Origin of the sequence: Saltatorellus ferox (assembly GCA_007751475.1) — a bacterium.
Taxonomy (GTDB): domain Bacteria; phylum Planctomycetota; class UBA1135; order UBA1135.
In genome coordinates this window covers 5,070,909-5,087,884 of the sequence record CP036434.1, presented here as the reverse complement: position 1 = coordinate 5,087,884, position 16,976 = coordinate 5,070,909, and the positions used below count along the sequence as shown (strand labels likewise).

At 66.6% G+C, this 16,976-nt stretch carries 12 protein-coding genes; 4 read left to right on the top strand and 8 right to left on the bottom strand.

All coding sequences use genetic code 11. The annotated features are described in order from the left end of the window. Position 1: 1 nt before the first annotated feature. The 4 genes from Poly30_RS18200 to Poly30_RS28655 all read right to left on the bottom strand — a co-directional run bounded on the left by Poly30_RS18200 (position 2) and on the right by Poly30_RS28655 (position 5,077). Positions 2–1,888: an ASPIC/UnbV domain-containing protein gene (locus Poly30_RS18200; protein ID WP_145200384.1), complete on the bottom strand. Its 1,887-nt coding sequence runs from the start codon at positions 1,886–1,888 to the stop codon at positions 2–4. Positions 1,889–1,909: 21 nt separating this feature from the next. Beyond that, positions 1,910–3,778, bottom strand: a complete 1,869-nt coding sequence (locus Poly30_RS18195) for an FG-GAP repeat domain-containing protein (protein ID WP_419190350.1) — start codon at positions 3,776–3,778, stop codon at positions 1,910–1,912. 97 nt (positions 3,779–3,875) lie between these two features. Beyond that, on the bottom strand, positions 3,876–4,646 hold the full coding sequence (locus tag Poly30_RS18190; RefSeq protein WP_419190349.1) for a hypothetical protein: 771 nt from the start codon (positions 4,644–4,646) through the stop codon (positions 3,876–3,878). 188 nt (positions 4,647–4,834) lie between these two features. Further along, positions 4,835–5,077, bottom strand: a complete 243-nt coding sequence (locus tag Poly30_RS28655; protein WP_419190348.1) for a hypothetical protein — start codon at positions 5,075–5,077, stop codon at positions 4,835–4,837. Between the two features lie 90 nt (positions 5,078–5,167). Here Poly30_RS28655 and Poly30_RS18185 point away from each other — a divergent pair, with 90 nt between their 5' ends. The 3 genes from Poly30_RS18185 (at position 5,168) to thrS (ending at position 9,500) form a co-directional block, all read left to right on the top strand. Continuing rightward, a complete protein-coding gene (locus Poly30_RS18185) occupies positions 5,168–6,571 on the top strand; it encodes a UDP-N-acetylmuramate--L-alanine ligase (protein ID WP_419190347.1) in 1,404 nt (467 codons plus the stop codon). Continuing rightward, positions 6,537–7,538, top strand: coding sequence for a UDP-N-acetylmuramate dehydrogenase (locus Poly30_RS18180; protein ID WP_145200372.1), 1,002 nt, complete (start codon positions 6,537–6,539; stop codon positions 7,536–7,538). Before Poly30_RS18185 ends, Poly30_RS18180 begins: the two co-directional genes overlap by 35 nt. Before the next feature lie 156 nt (positions 7,539–7,694). After that, a complete protein-coding gene (gene thrS, locus Poly30_RS18175) occupies positions 7,695–9,500 on the top strand; it encodes a threonine--tRNA ligase (RefSeq protein ID WP_145200370.1) in 1,806 nt (601 codons plus the stop codon). Positions 9,501–9,537: 37 nt separating this feature from the next. Here thrS and Poly30_RS18170 read toward each other — a convergent pair whose 3' ends face one another. The 4 genes from Poly30_RS18170 to Poly30_RS18155 all read right to left on the bottom strand — a co-directional run bounded on the left by Poly30_RS18170 (position 9,538) and on the right by Poly30_RS18155 (position 15,999). Next, positions 9,538–11,253 carry a hypothetical protein gene (locus Poly30_RS18170; protein WP_419190346.1) on the bottom strand — a complete coding sequence of 572 codons (1,716 nt, stop codon included), beginning with the start codon at positions 11,251–11,253 and terminating at the stop codon, positions 9,538–9,540. Positions 11,254–11,398: 145 nt separating this feature from the next. Further along, on the bottom strand, positions 11,399–13,114 hold the full coding sequence (locus tag Poly30_RS18165) for a hypothetical protein (protein WP_145200366.1): 1,716 nt from the start codon (positions 13,112–13,114) through the stop codon (positions 11,399–11,401). Between the two features lie 96 nt (positions 13,115–13,210). Continuing rightward, positions 13,211–14,392 carry an IS256 family transposase gene (locus tag Poly30_RS18160; protein ID WP_145200364.1) on the bottom strand — a complete coding sequence of 394 codons (1,182 nt, stop codon included), beginning with the start codon at positions 14,390–14,392 and terminating at the stop codon, positions 13,211–13,213. Between the two features lie 272 nt (positions 14,393–14,664). After that, positions 14,665–15,999, bottom strand: coding sequence for a hypothetical protein (locus Poly30_RS18155; RefSeq protein ID WP_419190345.1), 1,335 nt, complete (start codon positions 15,997–15,999; stop codon positions 14,665–14,667). Between the two features lie 543 nt (positions 16,000–16,542). Here Poly30_RS18155 and Poly30_RS18150 point away from each other — a divergent pair. Continuing rightward, complete coding sequence (locus Poly30_RS18150; protein WP_145200360.1) at positions 16,543–16,965, top strand: hypothetical protein; 423 nt, start codon at positions 16,543–16,545, stop codon at positions 16,963–16,965. Positions 16,966–16,976 lie beyond the last annotated feature (11 nt).

Below are 16,976 nucleotides of genomic sequence, written 5' to 3'. Positions count from 1 at the left end.
TCTACTCGCGTCCTTCCCGTAGCGCCTGGACCATGGATTCCAGCTGCGCGCGCTGACCCTGCGGCACTCCCTTCGGTAGGACCTTGAGGGCCTGCTGCAGGTCGGCAAGGCCCTCGGCCTTTCGGCCGGTTCGGCCCCTGAGCCAGCCGCGGTTCGCCAGGGCCTGCCAGTGACGAGCGCGCAGTTCCAGCACCTGGGTGTAGGCGGCTTCCGCTTCTTCGAAGAGGCCCGCGGCGTCCAGTATCGTCGCGCGGTTGAAGTGCCCCTTGGCCCATTCGGGGCGCAGCTTCGAGGTCAGGTTGGCGGCTTCGATCGCGTGGGGCAGGTCGCCGGCTTCGTAGAGGAGTCTCGCTGCCTCGGCGGACGCGCGGGAGGCCGGGCGCGCCGTGGCCGAGTCGGACGACCACTCGCCGCGGGCTTCCGCGCGCTGCAGAAGATCCGCTGCCGCCCTGGCCTGGCCGGAGTCGAGCCACGCGCGGGCCAGACCGACGGCCGAGAACTTCGGCGCAGCCGCCAGCCAGCGGCCCTGGAACGGCGTTGCGCGCGAGCGTCGTTTCTCGGGCTGCTCCGACTCAGGCGAGCTCAGGAACGCGAGCTCGGTTCCCAGGACCTCGGCGCCCACGGGGCCGCGATGCACGGACGCGATTCTACCAGCCGCATCCAGGACGAAGGTCGCCGGAAGGGCGATGTCCTCGTCCCGCGCGAACGGCCGGTCGACGGCGGACTGCAGCGCCTCGAGCAACTCGTAGCTCGCGGTTCCGAAGGTGATCTCGCGCTCTCCGGTATCCGGCCACGCCGTCACGAAGTCGTCCAGGCGCGCGTGGTCGAACTTCTGACCCCTGGCCGCCCCGATGACGTCGTCCACGGACAGAGCGAGGATCGGGTAGGTCGCGTCCGATGTCTTCCAGCGCGTGAGTTCGGTGGCACACAGGGCGCAGTCGAGCGACCAGAGCGTCACGACCCTCGGCCCGCTGCCGGGCTCGTGGAGAGCGTGGGGCTCAATGTCGATGTCGCGCCACGCGTACGGTTCGCCGTTCCGTTCGATGGGGGGGAGAGGCTCGGGGAGCGTGAGGTAAGCGGACACGACAGCGGCGTCGCACCCAGGGCCTTCGAAGGCGGTCTCGGTGGAAGACAGGGGCGACGCGACGGTGAAGCCCGTGGTGATGCGCTCCCTCGGCGTCGATCCGGCGGCTCCCTGCTTCAGCGTGAAAGCCTCGCCGTTCGCAGGCAACGGCCCGAACGACTCGGCGACTCCGCCCGGCCAGGTGACGCGCACGTCGTCCACGGCGCTCGCGCCGCCGACCCCGATCGTGAGCCGCGTGCTCGACGCGCCCAGGAAACCGGCGCCCGCGGTGACGGTGCGGACGATCGGTGGCGCGTTCTTCAGGGAGACCTCGACGGTCGCGCCGATCGCGCTTCGGTTCCCGGGTGCGCTGCTTTCGAGCACGAGGCCGATCGAGTGCGTTCGATCCGAGCCCACGAGTCGTTCGCTCCGGTTCAGGAGAACGCGCAGGCGCGGCGCCGTGCGATTCGTCGTGATGACGTCGAGGTCGCCGTCGCCGTCGTAGTCCAGCGTGACCACCGCGCGCGCGTCATCCGGGAAGTCGAAGCCGACCGCGGAGGCCGCGGCCGCAAACTGGCCATCGCGCGTGTTGAGGTACGCGCAGTTCCGCTCGCGCCCGCTGAAGGACCCTCCGCGGGCCACCATTTCGTGGAGCGCGCGGTGCGCGCCCTGGACCTGGACGCCGCCCGCGCCGCTCCCCTGATCTCCACTACGGCCATCGTCGTCGTCTCCGTTCGCGGCTTCGACGAAGGAGGCCTCGTTCAGCGCCGCCGCCGCCGCTTCCAGTTCCACCGCCCCGATGGGCCCCGCTTGATTCGACGACACGACCTGCCGCCAGTAGAAGCTTCAGAGGTCGCCCGTGTCGTGGGAGGTCACGTAGCCGTTGCCGACCAGCATGTCCTCCCAGCCGTCTCCGTCGAGATCGATGAAGGGCGTACCCCAGGCCCAGCGGCCGCGCTCGATATTGGCGCCTCGGCTCGCCTCCGCGTACCGCTCGGAGTCCCCGGAACTGGCGAGGAAGAGCGTGTTGCCCTTGGCGAAGCGCGAGAACTGATCGCGCTCGGCCGCGCTGTCCGCGGCGCCGAAACCCTTCTGGGGAACCACGCGTCGACCGGCCGACGACCACATGTTGGCCACGAGCAGGTCGAGCTCCCCGTCCCGGTTCGGATCGCCCACGTCGATCGACATGCCCGACCCACGATCCTCGACGCCGCAGCTCTCCGCGCACTCCTCGAAGAGCGGTCCCACGCGGCGTTCCCCGAGTTCGGAGCGATTCCGGTAGAGGCAGTTGTGCCCGTAGTCGTTGGCCACGTACAGGTCGATATCGCCGTCGCGATCGAGGTCGCGCCAGGTCGCCGCGAGACTGTGGCGCTGGTTGTTCACGTCGAGTCCGAGCTCGGCCGTGGCGTCCTCGAAGCGAAGGCCGCCCACGTTGCGCCACAGCACGTTGCGTCCGCCGTCGTTGGCGTCGACGTAGTCGAAGCGCGCCCGCTCCGTCGTCGACTCGTCGCGGCGCTTGTTCGCGAAGTCCGCCGTGACGTAGAGATCGAGGTCGCCGTCGAGGTCGACGTCGGCGGCGGAGAGGCCGTAGAGGTCGGTGTCCTGGGACGTGAGTGGGGGACGCGCGCGGAACCTCGGGGCGCCGCCTTCGGATCCGTCCTGGAACCCGAGGTTCTCGTGCACGACGAGCACGCCGCCGACGGTGGCCGCGAGGTCCTGGTCGCCGTCGCCGTCGAGGTCGAGGAGGAGCGCGCTGGAGGTGTGGTCGAGCCAGTCGACGCCCGCTGCGGCGGCCACGTCGTGGAGCCCGCCGCGCGCGTCCTTCAGGAGCAACAGGTTCGGGAGCCCCGCGGGCTGCGCGACGTAGAGGTCTTCCAGGCCGTCGCCGTTCGCATCGCCGACGGCGATGCCGCTGTGCTTGTAGAGACCCATGCCGAGCCGCTCTTCGATCGTGCGCGCCCAGCGGTCCTGGCCGACGAGGAGCTGTTCGGTCCAGGCGGGCTCGCCCTCGAGGACGGTCGCGGTCACGTCTTCGAAGAGCTGGCCGCCCGGGATCCGCAGCTCGGTCGACTCGAAGCTGTCGAGGGTCAGGTCCAGGAGCCTCGGCGCCCCGCGCTCGCCCTCAGCGATCTGCCAGTCGGCCGTTCCCGTCGCGGTCGAGTGCCACCCGCGTTCCGCGGAGTGACCGCCGACCTCCAGAAGCAGTGCCGTGCGCCAAGGTGCGCCGGGGACCTCCGACGGCGTGACGCCGGTCACCTTGATGAGCACGTGCGCGTGGCCCTGGAAGGGCCCTCGCATGAGCGCTACGAGGTCGCCCAGATCCTGTCTCTCGGTGTCCCTTCTCTCGGCGTCCTCTCTCTCGGCGTCGTCCCGGTTCCCGACTTCGGCACCTACCAGCGCCCTCGTCCAGCGGGTCGCGGTGAAGGAGCCTGTGTCGCGAACGCGCTGAAGCCCCTCGGGCACCGGCACGTGGATCAAGCCCTCGGCGGCCCTTCGCCGGGACGACTCCGCCGGGCCATCCGCGAACTCGTGCTTCCACGCCTTGAGGACCGCGCCCGCATCCTCGGCGAACGCCTCGGTCTTCCAGCCGTCGAGGCGCGGGTCCCGCAGGTCAGGGGTAGTCTCCGAGAGCCTGATGACCGCTCCGCCGGACTGGGGGCCGGCGGAGGCAGGGGTCCCGGAGACAGGACCGGACGCGGCGAACGTCAAGAGCATGCAAAGCATGCTTCGACGCTAACCCGGATTTTAAAATTTCGAAAGGGACGGAACCCGACAGATTGTCGCCGCCTGAACTGCCAGGCGATCGCATCCCCTAGAAACCGAACTGAAGACCGAAGTAGTAGCCCTCTAGGGCGAAGTTCGCGTCGATCCGCGAGTCCGCGTCCTCGTAGGCCGCGTCGATTTTCGTGATCCGGTAGCCCACGACGAGGTCACCGACGCCGAGGAACTCGACCGCCGCGGAGACCTCTCCATCGAGCACCTTGGCCTCGTCGCCGTCGTACTCGACGATCAGGCCGCCGACGTCCGCGCGCAGGTCGACCGGGCCCCAGGTCCACGCGGCGCGCGCGCCGATGAGGGGAATCGGGATGAGCTGGTCCGTCATGATCGAGGCGAGGCCGTTCTGTTCCCGCAGGTCGAAGCTCAGGTCGATCAGGGTCGCGCCGATGCCGAACCCGAGGTCGACGCCGCCGATCGGGATGACGTCCCAGGTGAAGAGGCCGCGCGCCATCTGGAGCTGGATCGCCGTGTCGACATCCACGTCGGCGCCAATGGTCTGGCCGTCCAGGGTGAACTCACCGTTCGTCGTGCCGCTCCCCGAGTAGTCGAGGGAGAGGCCCGCGAGCGAGAGTTCGGCGCCGCCGAGCCCGAGGCGGACGATACCGCCGAGGGTCGCCTCGTCGTCGGTGATGCCGAGTTCGCTGAACGTCGAGGTGGTGCGGGTCATGCTGGACGTGTCCGCGATGGCGAGATCCCCGTCGAGGCCGATCGAGCCCAGGAATGGCATCACCTTGGCCGTCGGGGCCGAGCAGGCGCCCAGGAGTGCGGTGGAAGCGAGGAGCAAGAGAGCAATGGCGAAGCGCATGGTGCGTCCGGGTGCGGGTGGAGAAAGGCGGCCGCTCGGGGAGCGGCGATGGGGGCGGGCGACAGGGTGAGGGAGCGAGGCGGAAAGAAATTCCGCAGGCAGGGGCAGACCCCAGTCGGGTCCATCGGCATTTCCGGCGAAACCCTTCACCCCCAAACGTCGCACCCGCCGGACGGGCTGGCTCCGACTCAGGATTCCCTGTCGGCGCGCTCGACCCAGGCGGCGACGATGTCCTTCGCCTTCTCCAGATCGCGCTCCATGACCGCGACGTCGGCCATGCCCGTGAGCTTCTGGGACATCCCGAACTCGTCGGAAAGGCCCGAGCCGGGCACGCGCGTGGCGATCCCTTCGGATTCAAGGAATCCAGCCAGAATCTGCGCCTCTTGGAAGCCCGAGGCGACGTGGACGACGACGAAGTTGAGGTCACTCATGGGAAAGATCGGGGATGCGAACCAGTTCACGGCACCACGCTTCAAGTGGCCCCTCTGGTTTGGTTGTATGGGAGGGAAATGGAGGAGGGAATGAACACAGAGAACGCGGAGCTTCCGCGCCACATTCACATGCTGGGTGCGGGCGGCGCCGGCATGTCCGGCGCGGCGAGGCTGCTCGCGCGGCGCGGCTACATCGTGACGGGTCATGACCGAGAGGTCTCGCCTTTCACGGAGGTTCTGGGGCTCGAAGGCGTGCCGCTGGTGATCGGGCCGAGCGAAACGTCGCATTTGCCCGCAGGAGTCGGGCTCGTGGCGCGTTCGGCCGCGGTTGCGGACGAGGATCCCCAGGTGATGTGCGCCCGCGAGCGCGGCATCCCCGTGATCAAGTACGCGCAGCTCATCGGGCAGATGGCGCCGCGCGGCCGGACGCTGGCCACGGCCGGCACCCACGGCAAGACGACCACCTCCTGGATGCTGCACGGCGCGCTGTCGGCCACGGGCGGACCCCAGCCCGGCGCCCTCGTCGGCGGCCTGCACACCGGCCACGGAACGAACGCGATTCCCGCGGACCCCGGCGGCTGGTTCTCGGTCGAGGCCTGCGAGTACGACCGGTCCTTCCTGCACCTCGTTCCGACGGGCGCGATCATCACCAACGTCGAGCCCGATCACCTGGACTGCTACGGCTCCTTCGACGCGCTGCAGAACGCCTTTTGCCGGTTCGCGAACTCCGTCGATCCCAAGGGGCTCGTGGTCCTCGGGCCCGAGGTCCCTGACTGCGTGGCCGAGGCCGTCCGGGGGCGGGTCTGGCGCCTGGGGCGCGAACTCCAGGTCGACCTGCTCGCCGAAACGCGCGGGACCTTCCGCATCCGGCTCCGGGGTCCGGGCTGGGCGACGCCTGCGTTTGAGCTGTCGGTGCCCGGACGCTTCAACGTGGACAACGCGGCCCTGGCCGTGGGGCTCGCCGTCGGCGCGGCCGGGATGACGCCCGCGGGCGCGGCCCGCGGCGTGGCCGAGTACCCGGGCGCTGCCCGCCGCTTCGAGTCCTGGGGCTCGCCCGGCGGGATCGCGCTCGTGCATGACTATGCGCACCATCCCACGGAGGTCGCGGTGACCCTGGAGACCGCGCGTCGTGCCTTCCCTGGCAAGGAGCTTCACGTGCTCTTCCAGCCCCACCAGGCGAGCCGCACCGCGCGGCTGATGGACGGCTTCGTCGAGTCCCTGCGCGGTCTCGATCGCATCGTCGTGGCCGATGTCTACGGCGCGCGCAAGCACATCGACCGGCGCGGCGGAGCCGACGCGGAGACGCTCGTCACGCGCCTGCGCCTCGCGGGCCTCGATGCGCATCTCGGCGGCGCACCCAAGGCGGCGGCGAAGAAGTTCGCGGCCGGTCTCAATCAAGACGCGGTGGGCTTCGTGCTCGGCGCGGGGGATATCGAGGGAGTCCGGGGGGATCTGACCGATGCAGTGGCCTTGCGCTTCGCTTCCAGGCGCTGATCTCCGGAACCGGACGACGATGCGCGTCGGCGGCGCGGTCGAGTGGCTCCTGGAGCCCGCGAATCCCGACGAGTTCCGCGAGGCCATCGTGCGCGCGCGGGAGTACGGGTTCGAGCCGCGTATTCTCGGCGGCGGCGCGAACGTCGTGATCGACGATCGCGGGCTGCCGGGGGTCGTGATCGCGACCGAGCGGCTGGCCCGGGTGTTCCGGCCCTCGGCTTCGGGCGATGGTCCCGAAAGCGATGGCTCGGAGTTCGACACGAACCTGCCGTCTGGGCAGATGGTTCAGCCGGATCCCTCGTGGGACCCGCGGCTCGTGTGCTGGGCGGGGGCGCCGCTTCCGGGGCTCTGCCGGAAGGCGCGCGACCTCGGCTACTCGGGGCTCGAGAAGATGGCGGGCGTGCCGGGCCAGCTCGGCGGCGGCATCGCCATGAACGCGGGCGGGAAGAACAGCGACGGGACGCTCTGGCAGATGAGCGACGTCGTGGACGCGATCCGCGTCGTGGATCCGGACGGACAGTTCCGGGACATTCAGCGGGCCGACTGGGCCCCCGAGTACCGGGACGGCAAGCTAGGCGACGCCATCGTCAGCGGGGCCGTGCTGAGGTTCACGCCTATGCCGAAGCTGGTCGTCCAGGAGGCGACCCGGGACTACCTTCGGCGCAAGAACGCGGTCCAGCCGGTGACGGAGTGGAGTGCGGGGTGCGTGTTCAAGAACCCCGACCCCGAGCTCTCCGGCGGCAAGACCGCGGGTCAGCTGGTCGACGAGGCCGGCGGCAAGGGCCGGGCCGTGGGGGACGCGGTGATCTCGGAGCGCCACGGCAACTTCCTGGTGAACCGGGGAGCCGCGACCGCGACGGAGGTCTTTCAGCTGATCGACGAGATCCGGTCCCTGGTGCAGGATCGCACCGGGTTGACGCTGGAGTGCGAGGTCAAGCTGTGGAAACGGCCTGATCCTGCGGAATAGAACCGAAGGGGAGGGAAGTCCGGTTCCACGGCGCGTTTGTCTCCCCTACACTCCCCGCTCCACACGAAAGCTCGCAGAGGCCGCTCGGGAGCCTCTGCGGCGCGCCGGTCCCCAGGTTGAGGATCGTCGCCCCTTCATTTCCCGCGCACCTACAAAATGATCCAGGCAGACCCGGTTCCTCAGGTTGAGGGGCCTTTTCCCCTGTCCACGCTCCGTCACTCGACGGCGCACCTGATGGCTTCGGCCGTCCAGAAGCTCTTCCCCAAGGCTCAGTTCGGCTTCGGCCCGGCCATCGAGCACGGCTTCTACTACGACTTCGACCTCCCGGAGCCCTTGACCGACAAGGACCTCCGCAAGATCGAGAAGGAGATGCGGCGCATCGCGAAGCGCTCTCCGAAGATCGAGAAGGAGACGGTCTCGCGCGACGAAGCGCGGGCGAAGCTCCAGGAGTGGGGGCAGGAGTACAAGATCGAGGGACTCGATCTGATTCCCGACGACGAGGACATCACGTTCTACTTCCACGGCGAGGGCGACGATCGCTGGGGCGACCTCTGCGAGGGACCCCACGTCGATTCGTTCCAGGACCTCGACTACGTCTTCAAGCTCCAGCACGTGGCCGGTGCCTACTGGCGCGGCGACGAGAACAACAAGATGCTCCAGCGCATCTACGGAACGGCGTTCTGGACCCAGGAGCAGCTCGACGCGCACCTGGAGTGGCTGGAGGAAGTCAAGAAGCGCGACCACCGCAAGCTCGGAACCGAACTCGACCTCTTCAGCACGCACGGGGAAGCGGGCGCGGGCTTCGTGTTCTGGCACCCGAACCTCGGCGTGATCCGGCGCGAGATCGAGCAGTTCTGGTGGGACCTCCACACCCGTGGTGGCTACAAGCCCGTCTACACGCCGCATGTGTCGCGCGAGAGCCTTTTCGCCGTGTCCGGTCACCTCGAAAACTACTCCGAGATGATGTACGCGCCGATGGAACTCGACTCGCTGCCGTACCGCGTCAAGCCGATGAACTGCCCGGGCCACGCCCTGATCTACAAGGATCGCGGGCGCAGCTATCGTGAGCTACCGCTGCGCTGGGCCGAGCTCGGGACGGTCTACCGCTACGAGAAGTCGGGCGTGGTGCACGGCATGCTGCGCGTGCGCGGCTTCACCCAGGACGATGCGCACATCTTCTGCACGCCGGACCAGCTGGCGGAGGAGATCGCGGGCGTTTGCAGGCTCGTCGACACGGTGCTCAGCACCTTCGGCTTCGAGTACAAGGCGTACCTCGCCACGCGGCCATCCGAAAAGACGATCGGCGAGGACGCGATCTGGGAGAAGGCGACCCAGAGCCTCCGCGACGCGGCGGCGAAGGTGAACCTTCCCCTGGAACTCGACGAGGGCGGCGGCGCGTTCTACGGGCCGAAGATCGACTACAAGATCAAGGATGCCCTCGGGCGTGAATGGCAAAACAGCACGATCCAGTGCGACTTCAACCTGCCCGAGCGCTTCGATCTGCACTACACGGCACCTGATGGTTCGCAGCAGCGGCCGATCATGGTGCACCGGGCGATCCTTGGAAGCCTGGAGCGCTTCGTCGGCGGTCTGATCGAGCACTTCGGGGGCAAGTTCCCGGTATGGATCGCGCCCACCCAGGTGGCGGTGATTCCGATCCGCGAGGAGCACGCCGACTATTGCCGAACCCTGAGTGAGCGCTTGCAGGAGGCTGGCTTCCGCGTGGAGGCGATGCTCGAAGCGGCGCACATGAACAAGAAGATCAAGCATGCCCAGAAGGAGCAGGTTCCCTACATGCTGATCGCGGGCGAGCGCGAGGCCGAGGATGGCACGGTGGCCGTGCGCCGCCGCGGCACCCGCGAGCAGAGCGTGGTGCCGTTCGAGACGTTCCTGAAGATGGTGACGGAGCTGCGGGATACGAAGTCCCTGGAGCTGCCGGACGCGGAGCCCGAGTCCGTCTGAGGCGTCGGCTCCTATCCGCCGATTGGCCGCCGACGCGCTACTCGAAAGAGGCGCTCACGGCGGAGCTGAAGTTCGAGGTGCTGGTGCCGCCGACGGAGTCGCGGTACCAGCTCTGGAACACCCACGTGCTCCCGGCCTGTACCTGCACGAAGCCGGTGGCGAGCGGCATGCCCGCTGGGGTGACCTGCCAGCGGTAGTCGCCGCTCGGGCTCGCCGCACCGGCCTGAGCGGTGAAGCGGCCGATCACGCCCGACAGGCAGAGGTTGCCGGCGCTGCCGGCGGGGTTCATGACGAAGCCTGGTTGAGCGGCCACGAGGCCAAGGCAGAGTGAACCCGGTGGCAGCTCGGTGACCTCGGCGTAGATGTCGACCTGGGAAGCCGTCTCGTTGCCGTAAACGTGGAGCGTGGCGGGCTGGCCGCTGGAGTTGGGCTGGCCTGCGCAAACGGGGGTTCCGCGCGGGAGATCGAAGATGGCGACCGCGCCCGGGTGAAAGAGCGGCGTGTTGGGCGTGGGCGTCCAGAACCTGGCGCCGACCGCGACCGTGTCGCCCTTGATGGCGACCGAGCCTCCAAAGGCCGACCATGCTTGCGGGTCCTCCAGCTGGAGCGTGTGGGTTTCGACCCACTGGTTTCCCTGGAGCTCGAAGACCGAGGCCTGGCCGGTGGGGATCACCCCATTCACGGGCATGTAAGGGCTACCGATCACAACCTGGTTGCCGTCGAGGTCTACACTGGTACCGAATCGGTCGCGGCCGTAGTAGCAGCTCCCAATGGTGCCCGCGTAGGAGTCCTGGGGCATCAGCGTCTGGTGAAGGGTCCAGCCGCTTGGGTCTCGGTGGAAGACGTAGGCACGGGAGCGCTGCGAGGAGAGTTGGCATATGTCCTGGGGATCTCCAACGATGAGCCACTCGTCGTCGCAGTCGAACTCCATGAACTCGGCGGACCCTTGGAGTGGGAGGTCGATCGTTGGCCCGAGCATCCAGTTTCCGTTCGGCTGCCTGGTCAGCTCCGCCGACTTGACGAATCCTTGGACGATGACGTGATCACCGGACGATCGGATGTGGAGGCCGAAGCTGGAGATCCGTTGGGGCTGCGAGGGCCCGAAGACCTTGTGGTCGAGGTTCCATGTGCCCGCTGGACTTCTTCGGAAGACGTAGACGGAGCCCAGATTGTCATAGGGGTTCGTGCCTATGGGCTCGTCCCCGGGGGCCCCGACGAGGACCTCGTCGTCGGAGGCGAAGGCTACCGCTGCGCCGAATCCATTGGGAACGGTGATGAATGAGTATTCAGGAGCCGTCACCACCCCGTCTATGACCCACTGCGAGCCGTTGAACTCGTAGATGTGCAATCGCCCTTCCCTGCCAAGCGGCAAAGATAGATCTGCGATGTAGTGGGTCGTCACCACCGCAAGACGGTTGCCCCGCGCGTCGAGACCGCCATTACCGAAAAGTCTCAAGGTGGTCGTATCTGCGCCCCGCGGATGGAGGATCGTGTTCAACACCAGCCCATCAGCAGTCCGCTCGTACACGTAAACGGAGCCCCTTGCTGAGCCGAGCGTCCAGTCCTTCTGCGCGTTCACGAAGACCCACCGATCGGTCATCACGACATGGCTACCAAGCTCGGCCGCCCCGGCTGACGACTGCGGCGGGGTGCTGTAGAACTCGTCCTCCATTCGCCCCACGACCTGCGCGTAGGTCGATGATCCAGCAAAGGAGAAGCACGTGAGAAGGATCGCTGCGTGGGAAGTCTTCATGGAGGGAGGGGTGGTCGTCTGCGAATGCGCCGAGCGAATCGAGTGAGTCAGTTGCGCCGAATGGCGGTAGTGGTGATGCTGCGCCTGTGGGGCGACACACTGATCGAATCTCTCCATGCGCAACACCCGATTGGCCGCCGACGCGCTACTCGAAAGAGGCGCTCACGGCGGAGCTGAAGTTCGAGGTGCTGGTGCCGCCGACGGAGTCGCGGTACCAGCTCTGGAACACCCACGTGCTCCCGGCCTGCACCTGCACGAAGCCGGTGGCGAGCGGCATGCCCGCTGGCGTGACCTGCCAGCGGTAGTCACCGCTCGGGCTCGCCGCACCGGCCTGAGCGGTGAAGCGGCCGATCACGCCCGACAGGCAGAGGTTGCCGGCGCTGCCGGCGGGGTTCATGACGAAGCCTGGTTGAGCGGCCACGAGGCCAAGGCAGAGTGAACCCGGTGGCAGCTCGGTGACCTCGGCGTAGATGTCGACCTGGGAAGCCGTCTCGTTGCCGTAGACGTGGAGCGTGGCGGGCTGGCCGCTGGAGTTGGGCTGGCCTGGGCAAACGGGGGTTCCGCGCGGGAGATCGAAGATGGCGACCGCGCCCGGGTGAAAGAGCGGCGTGCTGGGCGTGGGCGTCCAGAACCTGGCGCCGACCGCGACCGTGTCGCCCTTGATGGCGACCGAGCCTCCAAAGGCCGACCATGCTTGCGGGTCCTCCAGCTGGAGCGTGTGGGTCTCGACCCACTGGTTTCCCTGGAGCTCGAAGACCGAAGCCTGGCCAGCGGGAATCACCCCGTCAACCGGCATGCTGGGGCTTCCGATCACCACCTTGTTGCCGTCGAGGTCCACGCTAGTGCCGAACTTGTCGCGGCCATAGTTGCAGCTCCCGATGGGGCCCGCGTAAGAGTCCTGGGGCATCAGCGTCTGGTGGAGGGTCCAGCCGCCCGGGTCGCGGTGGAAGACGTAGGCCCGGGAGCGCTGCGAGGAGAGTTCGCATATGTCCTGGGGATCTCCAACGATGAGCCACTCGTCGTCGCAGTCGAACTCCATGAACTCGGCAGACCCTTGGAGTGGAAAGTCGAGGATAGACCCCACCATCCATTCGCCGTTCGGCTGCCTGTTCAGCTCGGCGGATTTCACCAATCCTTGGACGATGACGTGATCACCGGACGATCGGATGTGGCGGCCGAAGCCGGAGATCCGTTGGGGCTGCGAAGGCCCGTAGACCTTGTGGTCGAGGTTCCATGTGCCCGCTGGACTTCTTCGGAAGACGTAGACCGAGCCCAGATTGTCATAGGGGTTCGAGCCTATGGGCTCGTCCCCGGTGGCCCCGACGAGGACCTCGTCGTCGGAGACGAAGGCTACCGCTCTGCCGAACCCATTGGGAACGGTCATGAGAGGATACTCAGGTGCGGTGACGACTTGGTCTATGCCCCAACTTGTGCCGTTGAACTCATAGACGTGCAATCGTCCTTCCATCGGGAGTGGGAGAGCCAGATCGAAAATGTAGTGAGTGCTGACGACCGCCAGGCGGTTGCCCCGGGCGTCCAGGCCCCCATCGCCGAAGAGCCCCAAGGTGGTCGTATCCGCGCCCCGCGGATAGAGGATCGTGTTCAACACCAGACCATCAGCGGTACGCTCATAGACGTACACTGACCCCCTTGAGGAGCCGATCGTCCCGTCTTTCTGCGCGTTCACGAAGACCCACCGATCGGTCATCACGACGTGGCTACCAAGCTCTGCCGACCCGGCTGACGACTGCGGCGGGGTGCTGTAGAACTCGTCCTCCACTTGCTCCACGACCTGCGCGTAGGTCGATGATCCAGCAAAGGAGAAGCAGGTGAGAAGGATCGCTGCGTGGGAAGTCTTCATGGAGGGAGGGGTGCTAGGTTGCGAATGCGCCGAGCGATTCGAGTGAGTCAGTTGGATAGAGCAACTCTTCTTCTGTAATTTCGTCCGCGAGGAAGATCAGGCTTGCTCCATGGTGAGGTATTGACGGCCGGCCTCCCAATCTTCGGAGACCTCCATGGCCAGGGCAGTGACGAGCCGCAACAGCGCGGCTTCGTTCGGGAAGAGGCCAGCGACTCGCGTTCGCCTCTTGATCTCTTTGTTGAGCCTCTCGACCGCGTTCGACGTCCGGAGGCGTCGACGATGGCTGGCGGGAAATTGGAGGACAGCGAGTCCCTCGTGGATGTTTTCTTCGATCCACGCGGCGACCCTGGGCTCCGAGTCCTGGTACTTGACAACGACCGTCTTGATGATCTGCTCGGCGTCGGCCATCGTCGGCGCGTTGAAGATGGAGCGGAGGTCCTCCGCCACGTCCTTCTTCATGACGATCTTGGAGACGTAGGACTGCGCGTTGCGCTGCATGTGGCACTGGCATCGTTGCCAGGCAACGCCAGGGAAGACGGATGCGAGAGCGGCCTTGATGCCGGGGTGGTCGTCACTGGTGAAGAGGCGCACACCATGCAGTCCACGGAGGACGAGCGACTGCAGGAACTCCCGCCAGTGGACCTCAGCTTCGGAGGTGGCAACGCTGACGCCGACGATCGATCGCTTCCCGTCCTCTCGTACCGCCATGGCGACGACAACAGCCGCCGTGACCACGGAGCCGCCGATCCTCACCTTCTCGTAGCGTGCATCGAGCACGAGGTAGGGACAGGCGCCGATGGGGCGACTCCTCCACGAGGAGATCTCTTCGTCGAGGAGCTGAGTCGCGCGTGAGACTTGAGAAGATGTGATCTTGAGCCCGCAGAGCTCCTCAGTGACCCTCTGAACGCGGCGTGTCGAGACGCCGTTGATGTACATTTCTGCGATCGCGAGCTTGAGAGCCCTCTCGCCACGTTCTCCTCGCTCGAGGGCGTTCGGATAGAAGCGCTCTCCGCCCTCGGCGGCTTCCCGAACCTGCGGGATGCGCAGCTCGAGCTCGCCGACACGAGACGCGACGCGCTTGGGCTTGAACCCGTTCGCGTACCCGCGCCTGGACTCTGCGCGTTCGTACGGCGCGGCGTTCAGGTAGTCGGAACGTTCGATCAGCATGGCTTCGTTGAGCAGGATCTGGATCGCCTCAGCGAGACGGTCGAAACCGTGCTCAGTCAGAAGTTCCAGGACGAGGGAGATCTTGTTAGCGTCGGCTTCGTGGTGAGGCATCGTTGGTCGAGTGGGGTTGTGGTTAACACCACGAAAGCCAACGATGGCCTCCCACGCAACCGGCACGTGACGAATCGGCCCCTCAGGGGTGAGGGCCGATCCCTCACGCGCCTTGCAGGTTCAGATGGTCAGTCGAGCCGAAGCCGAAATTACAGAACAAGTGATACACCCCCGTCAGTTGCGCCGAATAACAGTAGTGGTGAAGCTGCGCCTGTGGGGCGCCGCACTGATCGAGTCTCTCCATGCGCAACACCCTCTTGGCCGCCGACGCGCTACTCGAAAGAGGCGCTCACGGCGGAGCTGAAGTTCGAGGTGCTGGTGCCGCTGACGGAGTCGCGGTACCAGCTCTGGAACACCCACGTGCTCCCGGCCTGCACCTGCACGAAGCCGGTGGCGAGCGGCATGCCCGCTGGCGTGACCTGCCAGCGGTAGTCACCGCTCGGGCTCGCCGCACCGGCCTGAGCGGTGAAGCGGCCGATCACGCCCGACAGGCAGAGGTTGCCGGCGCTGCCGGCGGGGTTCATGACGAAGCCTGGTTGAGCGGCCACAAGGCCAAGGCAGAGTGAACCCGGCGGCAGCTCGGTGACCTCGGAGTAGATGTCGACCTGGGAAGCCGTCTCGTTGCCGTAAACGTGGAGCGTGGCGGGCTGGCCGCTGGAGTTGGGCTGGCCTGCGCAAACGGGGGTTCCGCGCGGGAGATCGAAGATGGCGACCGCGCCCGGGTGAAAGAGCGGCGTGTTGGGCGTGGGCGTCCAGAACCTGGCGCCGACGGCCACCGTGTCGCCCTTGATGGCGACCGAGCCTCCAAAGGCCGACCATGCTTGCGGGTCCTCCAGCTGGAGCGTGTGGGTTTCGACCCACTGGTTTCCCTGGAGCTCGAAGACCGAGGCCTGGCCGGTGGGGATCACCCCATTCACGGGCATGTAAGGGCTACCGATCACAACCTGGTTGCCGTCGAGGTCTACACTGGTACCGAATCGGTCGCGGCCGTAGTAGCAGCTCCCAATGGTGCCCGCGTAGGAGTCCTGGGGCATCAGCGTCTGGTGAAGGGTCCAGCCGCTTGGGTCTCGGTGGAAGACGTAGGCACGGGAGCGCTGGGAAGAGAGTTGGCATATGTCCTGGGGATCTCCAACGATGAGCCACTCGTCGTTGTAGTCGAACTCCATGAACTCGGCGGACCCTTGGAGTGGGAGGTCAATCGTTGGCCCGAGCATCCAGTTTCCGTTCGGCTGCCTGGTCAGCTCCGCCGACTTGACGAATCCTTGGACGATGACGTGATCACCGGACGATTGGATGTGGCGGCCGAAGCTGGAGATCCGTTGGGGCTGCGAGGGCCCGTAGACCTTGTGGTCGAGGTTCCATGTGCCTGCTGGACTTCTTCGGAAGACGTAGACCGAGCCCAGATTGTCATAGGGGTTCGAGCCTATGGGCTCGTCCCCGGTGGCCCCGACGAGGACCTCGTCGTCGGAGGCGAAGGCTACCGCTGCGCCGAACCCATTGGGAACGGTGATGAATGAGTATTCAGGAGCCGTCACCACCCCGTCTATGACCCACTGCGAGCCGTTGAACTCGTAGATGTGCAATCGCCCTTCATTAGCAAGCGGCAAGGATAGATCTGCAATGTAGTGAGTCGTCGCTACAGCAAGGCGGTTGCCACGGGCGTCGAGTCCACCGTTTCCAAAGAGCCCCAGTGTGCTAGTATCAGCGCCCCGCGGATGGAGGATGGAATTCAGCACGAGCCCATCAGCCGTCCGCTCGTAAACGTATACAGAACCTCGTGAGGAATTGACCGTCCAGTCCTTCTGGGCATTAACGAAGACCCACCGATCCGTCATCACGACGTGGCTACCAAGCTCAGCCGACCCGGCTGACGACTGCGGCGGGGTGCTGTAGAACTCGTCCTCCACTTGCTCCACGACCTGCGCATAGGTCGATGATCCAGCAAAGGAAAAGCACGTGAGAAAGATCGCTGCGTGGGGAATCTTCATGATGTAGGGTGGCCATCGCTCGCGTCGTTAGCGCTCGGTGCCAACGGCACCTTCCGCTTGATGATAGCCTGCATGGCCGAATTGGGACGGGACTTCTCGGTGACGCCCCAGATGGAGAGTCATAGGTCGAATCAACGGCCGGGTTCTGGTTCAATCCTCGGCGTGCAGCGGGGGATCCGTTCATGGCTCAGCGAGCGACTCTTGTGGGTCGATGGGCTCGGCGGGCTTCTGGCGGGCGTGCTCGTCCTGCTGGCCTTTCGCTGGCTGAGCGCGCTGCACGGCCTTCCTGAGCGCTGGATCCTGGTCGTCGCGGCTGTCAATCTCACCTATGGAGGACTCGCGACCTACCTCGCCCGGCGGAGGCACCGCCCGGTCCGGTGGATCGGCGCGCTCGCGGGGGCCAACGTGTTCTGGATGGTTGGCTGCCTCGGAATCGTCTTCTGGCACCGCGGTTCCATCACGATGTACGGCGTGGCGCACCTGATCGCCGAGGGGGCCTACGTGGGGGGACTCGGGGCATGGGAATGGCGCTGGCGATCGCGCCTTGCCTCGCCGCGCTTCTCGGCCATCGAATCTGCGGACTGATCGAAGCGGCG